The 13,409-nt window shown below is 59.7% G+C and carries 15 protein-coding genes; 4 read left to right on the top strand and 11 right to left on the bottom strand.

Annotated elements, in window-relative coordinates; all coding sequences use genetic code 11:
• The first annotated feature begins 308 nt into the window (after window positions 1–308).
• The gene (locus tag EI291_RS12385; RefSeq protein ID WP_240635527.1) at window positions 309–1,616 is read left to right on the top strand and encodes an ammonium transporter; all 1,308 of its coding nucleotides are present in this window, start codon (window positions 309–311) and stop codon (window positions 1,614–1,616) included.
• Between the two features lie 166 nt (window positions 1,617–1,782).
• Here the strand turns inward: EI291_RS12385 and EI291_RS12380 are convergent, their stop codons facing one another.
• The 8 genes from EI291_RS12380 to EI291_RS12345 form a co-directional block, all read right to left on the bottom strand.
• Window positions 1,783–2,583: a ZIP family metal transporter gene (locus tag EI291_RS12380; RefSeq protein WP_125420299.1), complete on the bottom strand. Its 801-nt coding sequence runs from the start codon at window positions 2,581–2,583 to the stop codon at window positions 1,783–1,785.
• A 90-nt stretch (window positions 2,584–2,673) separates the two neighbouring features.
• Window positions 2,674–2,946: a DUF167 domain-containing protein gene (locus EI291_RS12375; RefSeq protein ID WP_125420297.1), complete on the bottom strand. Its 273-nt coding sequence runs from the start codon at window positions 2,944–2,946 to the stop codon at window positions 2,674–2,676.
• 3 nt (window positions 2,947–2,949) lie between these two features.
• The gene (locus EI291_RS12370; protein ID WP_125420295.1) at window positions 2,950–3,150 is read right to left on the bottom strand and encodes a hypothetical protein; all 201 of its coding nucleotides are present in this window, start codon (window positions 3,148–3,150) and stop codon (window positions 2,950–2,952) included.
• 36 nt (window positions 3,151–3,186) lie between these two features.
• Window positions 3,187–3,903: an endonuclease III domain-containing protein gene (locus tag EI291_RS12365; protein ID WP_125420293.1), complete on the bottom strand. Its 717-nt coding sequence runs from the start codon at window positions 3,901–3,903 to the stop codon at window positions 3,187–3,189.
• A 105-nt stretch (window positions 3,904–4,008) separates the two neighbouring features.
• Window positions 4,009–4,947 (bottom strand): hypothetical protein, encoded by a 939-nt coding sequence (locus EI291_RS12360; RefSeq protein ID WP_125420291.1) that lies wholly within the window; start codon window positions 4,945–4,947, stop codon window positions 4,009–4,011.
• Between the two features lie 335 nt (window positions 4,948–5,282).
• Entirely contained in the window at window positions 5,283–5,681 is a 399-nt protein-coding gene (locus EI291_RS12355) for an STAS/SEC14 domain-containing protein (protein ID WP_125420289.1), read from the bottom strand.
• Window positions 5,682–5,711: 30 nt separating this feature from the next.
• A complete protein-coding gene (locus EI291_RS12350) occupies window positions 5,712–6,122 on the bottom strand; it encodes a response regulator (protein WP_125420287.1) in 411 nt (136 codons plus the stop codon).
• A 150-nt stretch (window positions 6,123–6,272) separates the two neighbouring features.
• The gene (locus tag EI291_RS12345) at window positions 6,273–7,757 is read right to left on the bottom strand and encodes a sensor histidine kinase (RefSeq protein WP_170172621.1); all 1,485 of its coding nucleotides are present in this window, start codon (window positions 7,755–7,757) and stop codon (window positions 6,273–6,275) included.
• 150 nt (window positions 7,758–7,907) lie between these two features.
• Here EI291_RS12345 and EI291_RS12340 point away from each other — a divergent pair, with 150 nt between their 5' ends.
• Window positions 7,908–8,720, top strand: a complete 813-nt coding sequence (locus tag EI291_RS12340) for a TrmH family RNA methyltransferase (RefSeq protein WP_125420283.1) — start codon at window positions 7,908–7,910, stop codon at window positions 8,718–8,720.
• 12 nt (window positions 8,721–8,732) lie between these two features.
• Here the strand turns inward: EI291_RS12340 and EI291_RS12335 are convergent, their stop codons facing one another.
• From EI291_RS12335 to nagA, 3 genes are all read right to left on the bottom strand, one after another.
• Window positions 8,733–9,155 (bottom strand): response regulator, encoded by a 423-nt coding sequence (locus tag EI291_RS12335; RefSeq protein WP_125420281.1) that lies wholly within the window; start codon window positions 9,153–9,155, stop codon window positions 8,733–8,735.
• A gap of 21 nt (window positions 9,156–9,176) precedes the next feature.
• Window positions 9,177–10,889, bottom strand: coding sequence for a PAS domain-containing sensor histidine kinase (locus EI291_RS12330; RefSeq protein ID WP_125420279.1), 1,713 nt, complete (start codon window positions 10,887–10,889; stop codon window positions 9,177–9,179).
• A 138-nt stretch (window positions 10,890–11,027) separates the two neighbouring features.
• A complete protein-coding gene (gene nagA / locus EI291_RS12325) occupies window positions 11,028–12,146 on the bottom strand; it encodes an N-acetylglucosamine-6-phosphate deacetylase (protein WP_170172620.1) in 1,119 nt (372 codons plus the stop codon).
• Between the two features lie 125 nt (window positions 12,147–12,271).
• On the opposite strand from nagA, the gene EI291_RS12320 reads away from it, so the two are divergent.
• Together EI291_RS12320 and EI291_RS12315 are read left to right on the top strand one after the other, a co-directional pair.
• Entirely contained in the window at window positions 12,272–13,129 is an 858-nt protein-coding gene (locus EI291_RS12320) for a hypothetical protein (RefSeq protein ID WP_125420275.1), read from the top strand.
• Window positions 13,126–13,407, top strand: a complete 282-nt coding sequence (locus EI291_RS12315; protein ID WP_125420273.1) for an acylphosphatase — start codon at window positions 13,126–13,128, stop codon at window positions 13,405–13,407. The genes EI291_RS12320 and EI291_RS12315 overlap by 4 nt, the downstream gene beginning before the upstream one ends.
• Window positions 13,408–13,409: the final 2 nt, after the last annotated feature.

Below are 13,409 nucleotides of genomic sequence, written 5' to 3'. Positions count from 1 at the left end.
GACAAAATTTTATACAAATACAGGGTGAATGGAAACCAATAAGCTTTTTGCTGGCTTTTGGTACGGTACTATGATCTTGGGATAAAGTAGGTGTTAGTTTTAGGGTGTGTATTATCTAAAATTGATGCTATAATGATAATACACCCTGTTAATAGAGGTATGTAAGTGAAAAATTGGGTTGATTATTCTATATTGACATAAAATAGTAAGGAGTTTTTTCTTTTGAAGACAATATGACCCCTAGAACTTCTGCTGTCCGTCCGGGCTTTAGCTTATTCATGCTGGGTACCCTGCTTCTACTGGCTTTAATGGCCGCATTGGTACAGTTGCCGCACCCGGCCGCTGCTCCCGGCTCCCTCAATGGGGCCGATGTAGCCTGGATGCTCACGGCCACAGCCTTCGTATTGATTATGACGCCCGGGCTGTCGTTTTTCTACGGCGGCATGGTGCGCCCCAAGAACGTCATCAGCACCATGCTGCAGAGCTTTGTGGCGCTGGGTGTTATTTCGGTCCTATTCTACTTCGTGGGTTTCTCCCTGTGCTACGGCGACTCCTGGCATGGCCTCATTGGTAACCCTTTCACGTTTGCCTTGCTGCGCAACGTGGGTACGGCCCCTAATCCGGCATTTGCCGCTACTATTCCTTTCATTCTCTACTTCGCCTTTCAGCTGAAGTTTGCCATCATCACGCCGGCCCTCATTACCGGTTCCTTCGCTGAGCGGGTGCGCTTCAAAGGCTATCTGGCCTTCATGGTGCTGTTCAGCCTGTTCATTTACTGCCCGCTGGCCCACTGGACGTGGCATCCTGAGGGCTTCCTGCGCAAGTGGGGCGTACTCGATTTTGCGGGCGGCACCGTGGTGCACATTTCGGCGGGCGTAGCGGCGCTGGCCGGAGCTATGGTGCTGGGCCGCCGCTCGGCTAATCTGCGGCCTTCGTCTTTCTCAACCCCCAATGTGCCGTACGTGCTGCTGGGCACCGGCCTGCTATGGTTTGGCTGGTTTGGGTTCAACGCCGGCTCGGCGCTGGGCGCCAATGAGCTGGCGGCCCTGTCGTTTGTGAATACCAACCTGGCCTCAGCCGCCGCCCTTATGGCCTGGGTACTCATTGAAGTGGTGCGCGGGGGCAAACCTACGGCCGTAGGTGCCTGCACGGGGGCTGTAGTGGGGTTGGTGGCCATTACGCCCGCGGCCGGCTACGTCGATTACGGGCAGAGTATTCTGTTTGGCGTCCTAGCTGCCATCATCAGCCACGCAGCCGTACACTGGCAGAACTCCCGCACTACCATTGATGATACGCTAGACGTATTTCCGTGCCACGGCCTGGGTGGTATTGTCGGAATGTTGCTTACCGGCGTGTTTGCTGATAAAGTAGGCCTCATTCACGGTACCTTTACCACCTTTGGGTACCATGTTTTGGGGCTGTTCATCGTCATAACCTACTCGTTCGTCGGGGCGTGGGTGCTTTTGAAAATTACAGATCGTATTTTCGGATTGCGCGTAAAGCTACAGGAGGAGGAATTAGGTCTCGACCTAAGCCAGCATGAGGAATCCACCTACCACATCGACGAAGAATTTGAACGCATGTACCGTCGCGAACTGGCGCCGGAAAACGCGTAACAGCAACACCTGCTGCACCTAGCCCCAGCCTCCGGAAAAGCTGGGGTACCCCTCTGGCAGCAGGTGGGTTAGAGAAGGAATGAGGGGTATATTATTTTAAGTGGAAGGCCACCGGCGGGGAATCCGGTGGCCTTCTTTTGTGTAACAGGGCAGAGAACAAGGGCAGTTACTCGCCCAGCTTACTGAGCACGAAGGAAACCAGAAACCCCAGTACCGTGATAAGGCCCGTAAAATTGTGGGCCACCTCGAAGGCTTCCGGAATCATCGTATCGGCAATCATGGCCAGCACCGCTCCGGCCGAAACAGCGGTAGTAGCAGCTACCACCTCCGCCGAGAAGCCGCTGAATACGGAATAGCCCAGCAGCGACGAAATACCCGAAATAATGGCAATGCCGGCCCACAGGCTCAGTACGTAGGCGGGCCGCCGGCCGGCTTTGCGCATACCGGCGGCGCTGCTGAGGCCCTCGGGCAGGTTGCTCAGGAAAATGGCCACTACCGCCACCATACTCACGCTGCCACCGGCCAGCATACTCAGGCCAATCACAATGCTTTCCGGAATGCCATCCAGCAGCGCCCCCACGGCCAGGGCCATGCCGTTATCGTCGCCGGCGTCGCTGCCTTCGGTTTTGCCTTGTTGTACGGCCTCCCGCTCCTTACTCTGGTGCTCACCAGAGCGTTTGCGGTGTTTAGCCCCGTAGCGGGCCAGCAGCCAGTTGGCTGCCGTATAAGCCGCCGCGCCGCCCACAAACCCCAGCCCCGTCGAGTCGAAGCCGCCCTTTTTGTAGGCCTCTTCCATCAGCTCCAGCGAAAGGGTGGAAATCAGCACGCCGCTGCCGAAAGCCATAACGGCCGCAATCAGCCGCTGCGGTACCTGCAAAAAGTAGCCAATGGCCGCGCCCAGGAGCAGCGCCGAGCCCGAAACCAAGCCCCAGAAGCCCGCTAAAGCCCAGGTAGGAAAAGAAAACATACGAAGAGGGGAGAGAGTGGGAAGCCTGACCGCACTGCCGTATCAGCGGCGGCGGTTGCCCGTTCAACGCCGGATACCCCTCAAAGGATGCTATTCTACCTGAAACCGCTGGAGCACAGCCTGAAAATCAGCCTCCGTTACACTGGCAATTTCCACTTTCTTGAAGGGGGCCGTATGGCCGCTCAGGAGCGTAATGCTGGATTTGCTCACGCCGAACACTTCCGCCAGATAGCCCAGCAGACACGCATTGGCTTTGCCATCCTGAGCTGGTGCGTGCAGGCGTACCGTTACGTGACCATCAGCGGCAACTTCCAGCTGATTACGCCGGGCGTTGGGTTTGGCCTTCAGATGCAGGATGGGCACAACTCAGGCCGGCGCGTTGTAGGCATCGTACACATTCCAGGCCCAGATAACGAAGGGCACCACAATAGTCCAGGCCAGTAGAAATCCGATGACCCCGCCCACAGCCCAGATCAGAAAAGCCTTCAGAATTTGCCCTTTGATGAGCTGGCCGAGGCCCGGTACGAAGATGGACAGCAGAGCGGGAAGGCCGTAAGTCGGTTTCATGGTAGTGAGAGTAATGGGAGCGAAAGTTGCGGAAAATTACCGAACCCGCGCCTGCCCAAACGGGCAGCGGGCCAGCACTACGCACCGGCCACAGGCAGGGGTGTGAAAGTAGCAGCATTTCTGCCCATGAAACATCAGCGCCTCATGGTGGTCGTACACCTGCTGGGCATCCCAGTCGGGGGGCAGCAGAGCGGCCAGTTGGGCGTGGGCGGCGGCTTCGCCCACTTTCGGGCCAATGAGGCCCAGCCGCTGTGCCACCCGATGATGGTGACTATCGACGGGCATAGCGGGCCGGCGCAGGGTGCTGAACAGCAGCACTGCCGCGCTGGTTTTGGGGCCTACGCCGGGCAACTGCTCCAGCCACGCGCGCGCCTCCGGAATGGGAAGGTCGGCCAGAAACTCCAGGTGGCACGGCCCGTCGCAGCGGTGGCTTACCTCGCGTAGCACCTGTTGCAGGCGCGGGGCTTTCTGCTCGGGCCAGGTACAGGCCCTGATGGCATCTTCCACTTCGGCCGTGGACGCGTCGCGCACCGCATCCCAGGTTGGGAAGCGGGCCCGTAACTCCTGATAAGCCCGGTGCGAATCCTGGTTGCGGGTACGGTGGGAGAGCAGGGAACTGATCAGCTCACTCAAGGGGTCTTTGGTGCTGAAAAAGGCAAACGGCGCCCCGTATTCGGCGCACAGCCGGGCATGCACCCACAACGCCAGCTCCTGCCGCTCGGCTAGAGGTAAAGAAAGTAGAGAGGTAGTCACCCTGCTGCCTACGGGAGGCCTGGGGCGCAGGGTTGATTTCCGCACAACAAAAAAGCCCCGGCCGAAACCGACCGGGACTTCACATTCTACAAAACGGTTACGTTGCTACTGCCCGCGGTTATACAGCAAAATGGCCTGTTTCACGCTGTTCTGCGACTTGCCACCAATAACCAGCGGCACAATGGCCAGCGGAATGGCTGCGTACATCAGCGGCGAAACGGAAAACCCGTTGCTGCTGCCGAAGCTGGAGAGCGTACCGGCCAGCAACAGCCCGCCCGCGCCAATGTAGCTGAGGGTGGTAATGCGCTGGTAGCGCCGGGCATCGGCCAGCAGCTTCTGCGAGCCGGGGTTGTCGATGGTAGCCAATTGCAGATTCCGCACGCTCAGGTCTTCGATGGGGCCGTTGTCCTTGCTGAAGTACTCGGTGCGAACGGTACGGTAGCCGCCGTATCCCCCGTATCCGCCGTACGGGTACCCAAAGCCACCGTAGCGCCCGTAGCCGTACGGGCCGAACCCGCCGGGATTACTCATGTACTGCTGCGTGGTAATAGAATACAGACTGATGCGGCCCACCCGGTCACGGCGCAGAGTCGTTTCGCGCTTGGAGCGGCCTGGCAGCGTGGTGCGCACATAAAAGCCAGTTTCGTCTTCGTAATAGCGTACGTCGTTGAGCTCGAAGCGCTGCTGCCCATCCACCAGCAGAAAGGAACGGCCGAATACAGGCTGCTTTATCTCCACATCGTAGCCACGTAGCACCTGCCCCGATTTGAGGCCCACGGCGTAGCGGGTAGTGTTGGCGGGTGGCAGCGGCGCCTGCCGCTGAGTGCGGGCTGAGTCCGGCACGACTGGCGGGGAGGCCAGCGTACGGGGAGCCGGTGCCCGGCGGGCGGTGTCGGGCGGAGCGGTGGTTACGGGAGCCGCCGGAGCAGCTGGTGTTGGGGCCGGAGTACCAGGCAGCGTATTCAGCTCACGGGGAGTTTGCTGGGCAAAGACTGGAGCCGTCAGCGCAAGCAGGGCCAGAACAGGGAGAGAGCGGAGCAACATAGGGCTAAATAAAGGCAGAAAGAACGAAATAACGGGTCCGCAGCGTGAGGAAGCAATGAGTTTCAGCCTCATTTACCGAGCTGCGGCTCAACTGCCCGATGAACAGCTACATCCGTCCAAAGGTGCCCGGTTGTGGCGGCAGTACTGGCAGTTGCTTCTTCGGCAGGAGTAAGAGTGCTGCCTGGCTTGTAAACGCCAGCGCCGGGCCCCTGATTGTGTGAGAGTGCCCGGCGCAAAGCAGCGTTGCATGTAGGTGGGTAACATCTGGACTTCCGGGGCTACACCGGCCCGACCATCGAGCCCGGCGCAAAGCAGTGTTGCATGTAGGTGGGTAACTAGTCGGCCCGCAGCCAGTTTCTGGCCGATTCCAGGTCCTGGAAATGCTCGGCCTGCACCAGGGTATTGCGGATAACGGTAGCCATAATGGCCTGCACGGAGGTCTGATTAAACATGTCCTCAGACTGCAAAATGGCCACCCGCCGCAGCCCGGCCGCAATGGCTCTGGGGAAGTAGCTTTCCGTAATCCACTGCTGGTCGGCCTGGGAAATGACGCGCATGTGCCGGGTATCGGCCAGCACGCGGTTCAGGCGGTGCGCGCGCAATAGCTGCACGGTGGCATTGTGCGCCTCGCGCAATGGCTCTCCCGACACAAATCCCTGCCACTCCTGGTAGAGCGCCGGAACACTTTCATCGAGGAAGATAGTGCAATACGGATTTTCAAACAGTTGCTGCATAAGCCGGATAATATTCGGAAAAGCCGCCGCTTACCGTAGCAGCTTTTCCAGCAGGTTTATGCTATCCACCATATCCGTGCTGGACTCAAAATCCAGTGGCTTCAGAATGTAGCCGGATACGCCCAGGTTCTGGGCATTCAACCGGTCCACATCCATACCAGAAGTGGTGGTGATGAAGACCGGTATCTGAGCCAGCTCCGGATTGGAGCGGATTTCGGCCAGAAATTCGTGCCCGTTCATTTTAGGCATGTTCAGGTCCAGCAGAATCACTTCTGGTAACGGCCGGATGGCTTCGGCCCCGTTGGTGCCCAGCAGCAGGTCCAGGGCTTCCAGGCCATTGAATGCCGTGTACAGCTTATGCGGCACACTGAATTTCTCGAAGGCCTTCTGGGCCGTCATAGTATCAAAAAAGTCGTCTTCAACGAGCAATACGGAACGCATGTGATGAAATGGTAAGGTGGTGAGAAGGTGAACCAGGGGGCAAGGGCGGGAAGAATTTTGCAGCCAGGCAGGCCGTTGTGCCAGAAAGTGAGTTTGCCCAGGCAGTGACGCATACTTGCATTGCGGCTTTTCAGATGAGGTTTGGGGCGGTTATTTATGCCAGGTGAAAATAAACGCCGCGCCTTGGCCTTCTTCCGACTCGATATGAATCGAGCCTTTCTGCTCTTCTATAATCCGCTTGACAATGCTAAGCCCTATGCCGGTGCTTTCAGCAGTATTCCGGTCACGCAGCGTCTGGAACATCAGAAATACCTTCTGGTGAAACTGGGGCGCAATGCCGGGGCCGTCATCCTGCACCCGGAACTCGAAACACTCGCCCAGGTCGCGGGCCGTTACGGTAATAAGGCCATCGGGGCGGTTGTGGTACTTGGCGGCGTTGCCGATGAGGTTAGTGAATACCTGCTGTAAGCTAAGCCGGTCGGTGGTCAGCACGGGCAGCGGCGCCGGCGTTTCCACCCGAAACGTAGGCGGCACCACCAGCTCCGTTACTTCCTCCACCAGCTGCTGCACGCTCACTTCTTCCAGCTTGCGCTCCGTGCGGCCGGCGCGGGCGTAGGCCAACAGTCCGTTAATCAGGTCTTCCAGGCGGTGCAGCCGGCCCTTCATCATATCCAGATACTGGCGCATCTGGGGGCTGAGTTCGTGGGGCAATTCATCCTCAATCCACTTCACCACGGTTACCACTCCGCGCAGGGGAGCTTTCAGGTCGTGGGAGGCCACGTAAGCAAACTGGTCTAGCTCCCGGTTGCGGTTTTCCAGGGCCGTGAAGCTGGTATCCAGGGCCTGCGTCATGTGGTTGAGCGAGGTAGCCAGATTGCCCAGGCTATCCTGCTCCTGGTCGGAAATTTTTACGGTGTAGTCGCCCGCTACTACGCGGTTGGCCAGGGCCTCGATAATGCTGATGCGGCGGGCTACATCGGCATTGGTGCGCGTGAGCTCCGCTTGTAGCTCCTCGTTGGCGCGCAGCTCCCGGGTGATTTTGGTGAACAGCCAGAATACAATAATGGTAGCCAGAATGGCCGAAATAACGATGGCCGCCGGGGTGGTATTCTCAAAGAAGTCCTGCCGACGCTGGCGCTCCTTCAGCAGCACTTTCTCATTAACCTGAATGCGCGTAATCAGTTCCCGCAGTGCCATCTGCCGGGCACGGTCTTCGCGCACCAGCCGGCGCACCACCTCCGTAGATGGTGGCATCTTGGCCCAGCGCTCCAGAAAGGTTATTTCTTCACGCAGGCCTCGCTGCAGGGTATCCAGCCGGGTTTGCTGCTGCGGATTATCCAGCGTGAGCAGCTGCAGAGCGTCAAAATCCTCGTCAATCAGGGGCTGGCTCTGGTAGAAGCCGGGCAGATAGGTACTATCGTTGAGCAGCAGGTAACCCCGCACCTGGCTTTGGGCGTCGCGGAGGTGGCCGCGCAGGCTGGAGGCGCTTTCCAGAACCCGATAGGTGTGCTCAACCTGCCGGGTGTAATACCCCAGCTGCTGAATACTATACCAGGCAACGGCCGAAGTGAGCAGCAGAACGCCCACGGCAATTACAAAACCCAGAACAATTTTGGTGTTGAGCTTGAGGCCCATAGGCAAGGAAACGGAAAAAAGGCGCGAAAACTGGCCGCAAGGTACGGCCGACGGGTTGGCTGGCTCTACAACGGGTAGCCGGGGCGGCGGGTTGGCTTCTGTATCTTTGCCCGCAAATCGACCCATACAAGCGGGCTGCCCGCTACCGTTATGCCTCTCTTCGACCCCATTACCTCGCCCCAGAACCCACGCATCAAAAACCTGCTCAAACTGCAGCAGAAGTCAGCGGAGCGCCGGGCACAGGGGCTCACCATTATTGAAGGGCTGCGTGAGCTGACCATTGCCCGGGGCGCAGGTATTGAGGTTACGGCCCTGTTTGTGTGCCCTGATCTGGCCGGTGCCGCGCGGCAGCAGGAGCTGCGGCAGCTGGTGGCCGGTAGTGCCACCGAGTGGTTCGAGGTATCGAAGGCCGTGTTTGAAAAGGTAGCCTACCGGGAAGGCTCCGATGGTGTACTGGCCCTGGTGAAGCCGCCCGTACTGACGCTGGAGCAACTGCCGCTGCCCGCCGCGCCGCTGCTGCTGGTGCTGGAGGCCGTGGAAAAACCCGGTAACCTGGGAGCCATTCTGCGCACTGCTGATGCGGCCCAGGCCACGGCCGTAATTGTGTGCGACCCCCGCACCGATTTGTTTAACCCCAATGCCATCCGGAGCAGCATTGGCTGCTCATTCACGGTACCTACCATTGCCACTACCCGCGCGGAGCTGCTGGCCTGGTGCCGCAAGCACGGCATCCGGACCTATGCGGCAGCGCTTACAGAGTTGGCTGTTCCGTACACCACCTGCAATTTTCGGGGACCTACGGCGCTGGTAATGGGCACTGAAGCCGATGGCCTCACGCCGGAGCTGCGGCAGGCCTGCGACCAGACCATCATCATTCCCATGCGCGGCGCTATCGACTCTCTGAACGTGAGCACCGCTACGGCTATTCTCACGTTTGAAGCCGTACGGCAGCGCGAAGCGTAACGCAGCTGCCGGTTAGCCGTCGGCGAGCTTGCGCTGGAAATGGAGTTGCAGAATGGTATCCATTTTTTCGACCGTGAGGGGTTTGCTGGCCAGGCCCGCTACGGGCAAATCATCTACCCGGGCCAGGTTGGCCGAGGTCATGTTCACGGTCAGTACCACAATCCGGATAGCGTCGCGGGAAGTGGCCGGCAGATGCTGATACGCTTCCAGAAAGGCCATGCCATCCATAGTGGGCATGGTGATATCCAGCAGAAGCAGGACCGGGTGAGCGGCAGAAGGCACCACTACCTGCTGCTCCAGTAGCGCCAGTGCCTGCACCCCGTCATTGGCCGTAAAAATATAATCCGTGATACCCAGACTCCGAATCAGCGACTCGTTGATGTGGTTAGTGGTATCGTCGTCGTCGACCAGAATGACGCAGGATAATTTTTCCATAGCCTAAAGGTAGCAGAGAAATTACTCTGTCGGAAGGATAACGCTGAAAGTAGAGCCCACGCCGGCCTCGCTCTGCACGGTAAGCTGGCCGCCGGCATTCTCCACCATCCGCTTAATCAGAAACAAGCCTACGCCCGAGCCTTCCACGTGATGGTGCAGCCGCCGGAACAGCCGGAACAGCTGCTGCTGCTGCTCTGCTGTCAGGCCCAGGCCGTTATCCTGCACTCGAATTTCAACGGCTGCATCCATCTGCCCGCAGGTAACGCGGATAACGGGTGGGCGGTCCGGGTGACGGTACTTGAGGGCATTGCTGAGCAGGTTGTACACAATGCTGCGCAGGTGCTTCAGTGAAAGCGGAATAGGACCACAGTCATCTACCTGCACAATCAGGCGGGCGTTGGTTTCGGCCAGCAAAGTGGTCAGGTCCAGTTGTACGTCAGCCAGCACGGCATGAAGGTCAACGGGTGTTTTCGGTAGTTCGCCCTCCTGTGGTACCCTTGACAGCTCGGTCAGGTGACCAATGGTTTGCTGAAAGCGCTGCACGGCCCCGTGCATCATGCGGAGCAGGGGTTGCATTTCGGGGCGGAGCGGGTGGTCGGCCGGAACGGTGCGGTCTACCTCGTTCAGCAGCCCTTCCAGATTGGCAATAGGGGCACGTAGGTCGTGGGAGGCAGAGTACACGAAGGAGTCCAGCTCCTGATTCATGTGGGTGAGCAGGGAGTTACGCGCCTCCAGGCCCTGCGTGCGCTGCTGCAGCCATTCCTCAAACGAAGCGCTGAGCTGGTGAATTTCCCGTTGGCTGTTGGCCAGTTCCCGCCCCGCTGCCGAGAGCTCCACATTCAGGGATGCCAGCTCCGAGTTGAGATTGTGCAGGTGCAGGCGGCTATTGCGCTGCTGGGTGATGTCGTAGGCGAATACGGCAACGCCATCTACCTGGCCCTGCTGGTTGCGCATAGGCTGCAATGACAGCGTAAAATATGTCGACGGCGTTGCGGCAGCCGGTGCCGCCGTGGCTGGCCAAGCCAGGGTTTCGGGTACTACCAACGGTTGCCCGCTGGTGTACACGGCGTCCAGCCATTCCAGAAAGGCAGGCGCTACAGCTTCGGGCACTACTTCCCGCGCCGGGTGGCCCAGCAGCACCCGGTCGCCTACCAGAGTTTTGTACTGGTTGTTGGTGAAGCGGCAAATGTGGTTTGGTCCGCTGAATACGATGATAACGGCCAGCTGCTGCATGAAGGCCTCGTAGCTTTGATGCGGCTGCTCGGGGCTGTACTGCAGGCGCTGCATTTCCTGTGCCATTGCCCGGCGCAGGGGCGTGGAGGTACTCAGTCCGTTGAGGTCGGCGGAGTCGGCAATGCTGACCAGCAGATACGGGCCGCTGCGCTGCGCTGCCACCCAGAGGTAGGTGCTTAGGTCGTTGTGCTGGAAGTGTACATCCCGTTGACGATACTGGCCAGATACAAACGCATCGTGGCAAAACTGGTATATGCCTGTGTGGTCGGGGTGAGGGTAGCGCTGGCGCAGGGTAAGGCCCGCCGGGGCCTCCGGCAAATTCAGCAACTGTTGGGCTGCCGGGTTCAGTCGGACATACGCAAAGTCGGTGATGGTACGCTGGTCAGCGGCGTACATGGGCTGCAGTATAACCACTCCCGCCACCGAAATCGAAAACAGGGTAGAAAACAGCGCATCGGCTGTCGGGTGAACGGCCTGCGGGGCAGGAGGGGGGAATTCCATAGCAATCAATAACTAGGCAATACGGCACCCGCCACCGAAAGCAGCCCGGCACGCGCAGCGGCAACGAAAAAAAGGATGCCGCAGGTCCGGCTACCAGCAAAAATAACCTGAACCCGCTCCTTTGTCAAGCTGCTGCAGCTACCACCACACCAACTCTCCGGAACGGGCCGTGGCGCGAGGCGTCAGGTCGTTGTCAAACAGCCAGAAATCGGCGCGGTACGAGCTGTTGAGGTAACCAAGCTCGTGGTCGAGGCCCAGCACCTGGGCCGGGTACAGGGAGGCCATACGCAGGGCTTCTTCCAGCGGTAGCCCCACGTGCTGCACACAGTTGCGGATGGAGTCCGGCAGCGTCAGGGCCGAGCCGGCCAGCGTGCCCTGGGCATCCACAAAATGGTTGCCCTCGCGCCGGAACCGGTACGCGCCCTGCTCACTGTCGGTCACGGCATCGGTAATCAGAAACAGCCGCTCCCCCAGCAGTTTCTGGCTGATGCGCACGGCATCGTAGCTGCAGTGTACCCCATCCACGATAATACTGGCGTAGGCCGTGGCCGAATCGTACACGGCCCCCACCAGGCCCGGCTCCCGCCCCTGTAGCGCCGACATAGCATTGAACAGGTGCGTGGCCGCCGAAAAACCCTGTCGGAAACCTGCCGTGGCCTGCTGGTATGTAGCGTTGGAGTGCCCCGCCGACAGTACCACATCGGCCTCCCGCAAACGCGTTACCACGGCCGCCGGGGCCATTTCGGGGGCCAGCGTTATCATTTTCAGGATGCTGCCACCCAGCTGCAGCAGCTCCTCCACTTCGGCCACCGTGGGCTCTCGGATAAACTCAGCCTGGTGCGCGCCTTTCTTGAGCGGGTTGATGTATGGCCCCTCCAGGTGAATGCCCAGCAGGCCCGGCTGTTCCCGGCAAAACTCCCGGCCGGCTTCCAGCGCCCGCCGCATCATGTCCCGGGAGTTAGTGGGCATGGTGGCCAGCACGCCCGTGGTACCCTGCCGGAACGCATGCTGCGTGAGGGTGATCAATGCCTCCGATGTGGGGGTTACCGAAAATAGCTGCCCTGCGGCCCCATACACCTGCAAATCCAGCAGGCCGGGCGCTACGTTCAGGCCCCGGGCATCCACGGTGGGTATATCGGCAGGGGCGGCTACTTCGGGCAGTACGGCTTCAATCAGACCATCTTTCACCAGCAAGGTGTGGTGAGGCAGCACAGTTGAGCCGGTGTAGATAGTGCAGTTGCGGAGCAGATAGCGCATGGGCGGAGAAAGGGAAAGGTGGGGCGAAGGTAACCGGTGGTTCGGTGGGGTGGTTGAGAACGGCGTAGCCTGGCGGCTACCGCGTATCTTGGCCTCCGTCTGCCGGCACATTGTATTCTATTGCTATGCTGAAGCCTGTTTTTCTCCGCCCGGCCTCGTGGCGTGCCCGCCTGCTGCTGGGTGGCCTGCTGGTAGTGCTGGTGTTCGGGGCGTGTTCTACTTCCGATTTCACGGCCGAAAACGCGTCCAAGTATGCTCCGCTGGTTCTGCGGTACCGCGTGCGCAAAACCACCAACCTGTTTATTTTCACCTCCTATGATACGCTGGGCTTCGAGGTGCGGTACCGGGGGAAGCTGCTGGCGCCGCGCAACCTATGCTCCCCCGATTCGGTAGAGCCCGGCGCGGAGGATATTCAGCCGCTGCGGCACTACCAGGCCCGGTGGCTGCTGCGGTTTCGTTGTTTTCCGTACGGTGGCAGTGCCCAGGCCGTGTACCTGCTGCAACTCACCCCGGCCGGTACCCGGTTTCACCTGGTCGGCACTGAAGGGAAAGTCGACCACACGGCCACTTTCCACCTGCTGGCGGACGACCGGGCCGTGTGGGTGCCGCGTACGGATACTTCCGGTACCCTTTTCGACCTTGAGCTACTCCGCAGCTTTTCGATGGTGTTTCCTGCTCTGCCTGATTCAATACGCAGCGTTTATGGCGGCCCCGTAGAGGCCTATTTCTTGGCCCCCGACCGCCGCACTTTGGCCCGCCTGTTCAGCCCCGATACCACTACCCGAATTATCATTCAGGACAGCATGCGTCAGCGCACCGATGCCCCGTCGCCCGCTCTTTACCTTGATGAGTATAACGCCGCCACCCACCAGCTGCAACGGCGACGCTTGCCCGGGCGTATGCTTTCCGCTGATAATCCGTTCCGGAACACCCGCTGGCAGCCGGACTCCCTGCGCCGCTGGCATCTGCAAATCATCCGATGAACTCTCCCGTTGAACACCGCACCATCCGCGTCCATGGCCGCGTGCAAGGCGTTTTCTTTCGCCAAAGCACCCAGCAGGAAGCCTACCGCCTTGGCCTTACCGGCACCGTGCGCAACAACCCCGACGATACCGTAACCATTGAGGCAGAAGGCCCTCTGGAAGCCCTGCAGCAGCTGGAAGCGTGGTGCCACCATGGCCCGCCCGCCGCCCGGGTGGATAGGGTAGAGGTTGCCGCGGGAGCAGTGCAGCGTTACGCTGATTTTCGGGTAGAGCGGTAACC

This window comes from Hymenobacter rigui, assembly GCF_003944715.1.
Classification (GTDB): Bacteria; Bacteroidota; Bacteroidia; order Cytophagales; family Hymenobacteraceae; genus Hymenobacter; species Hymenobacter rigui.
This window is presented reverse-complemented; position numbering and strand designations above follow the sequence as displayed.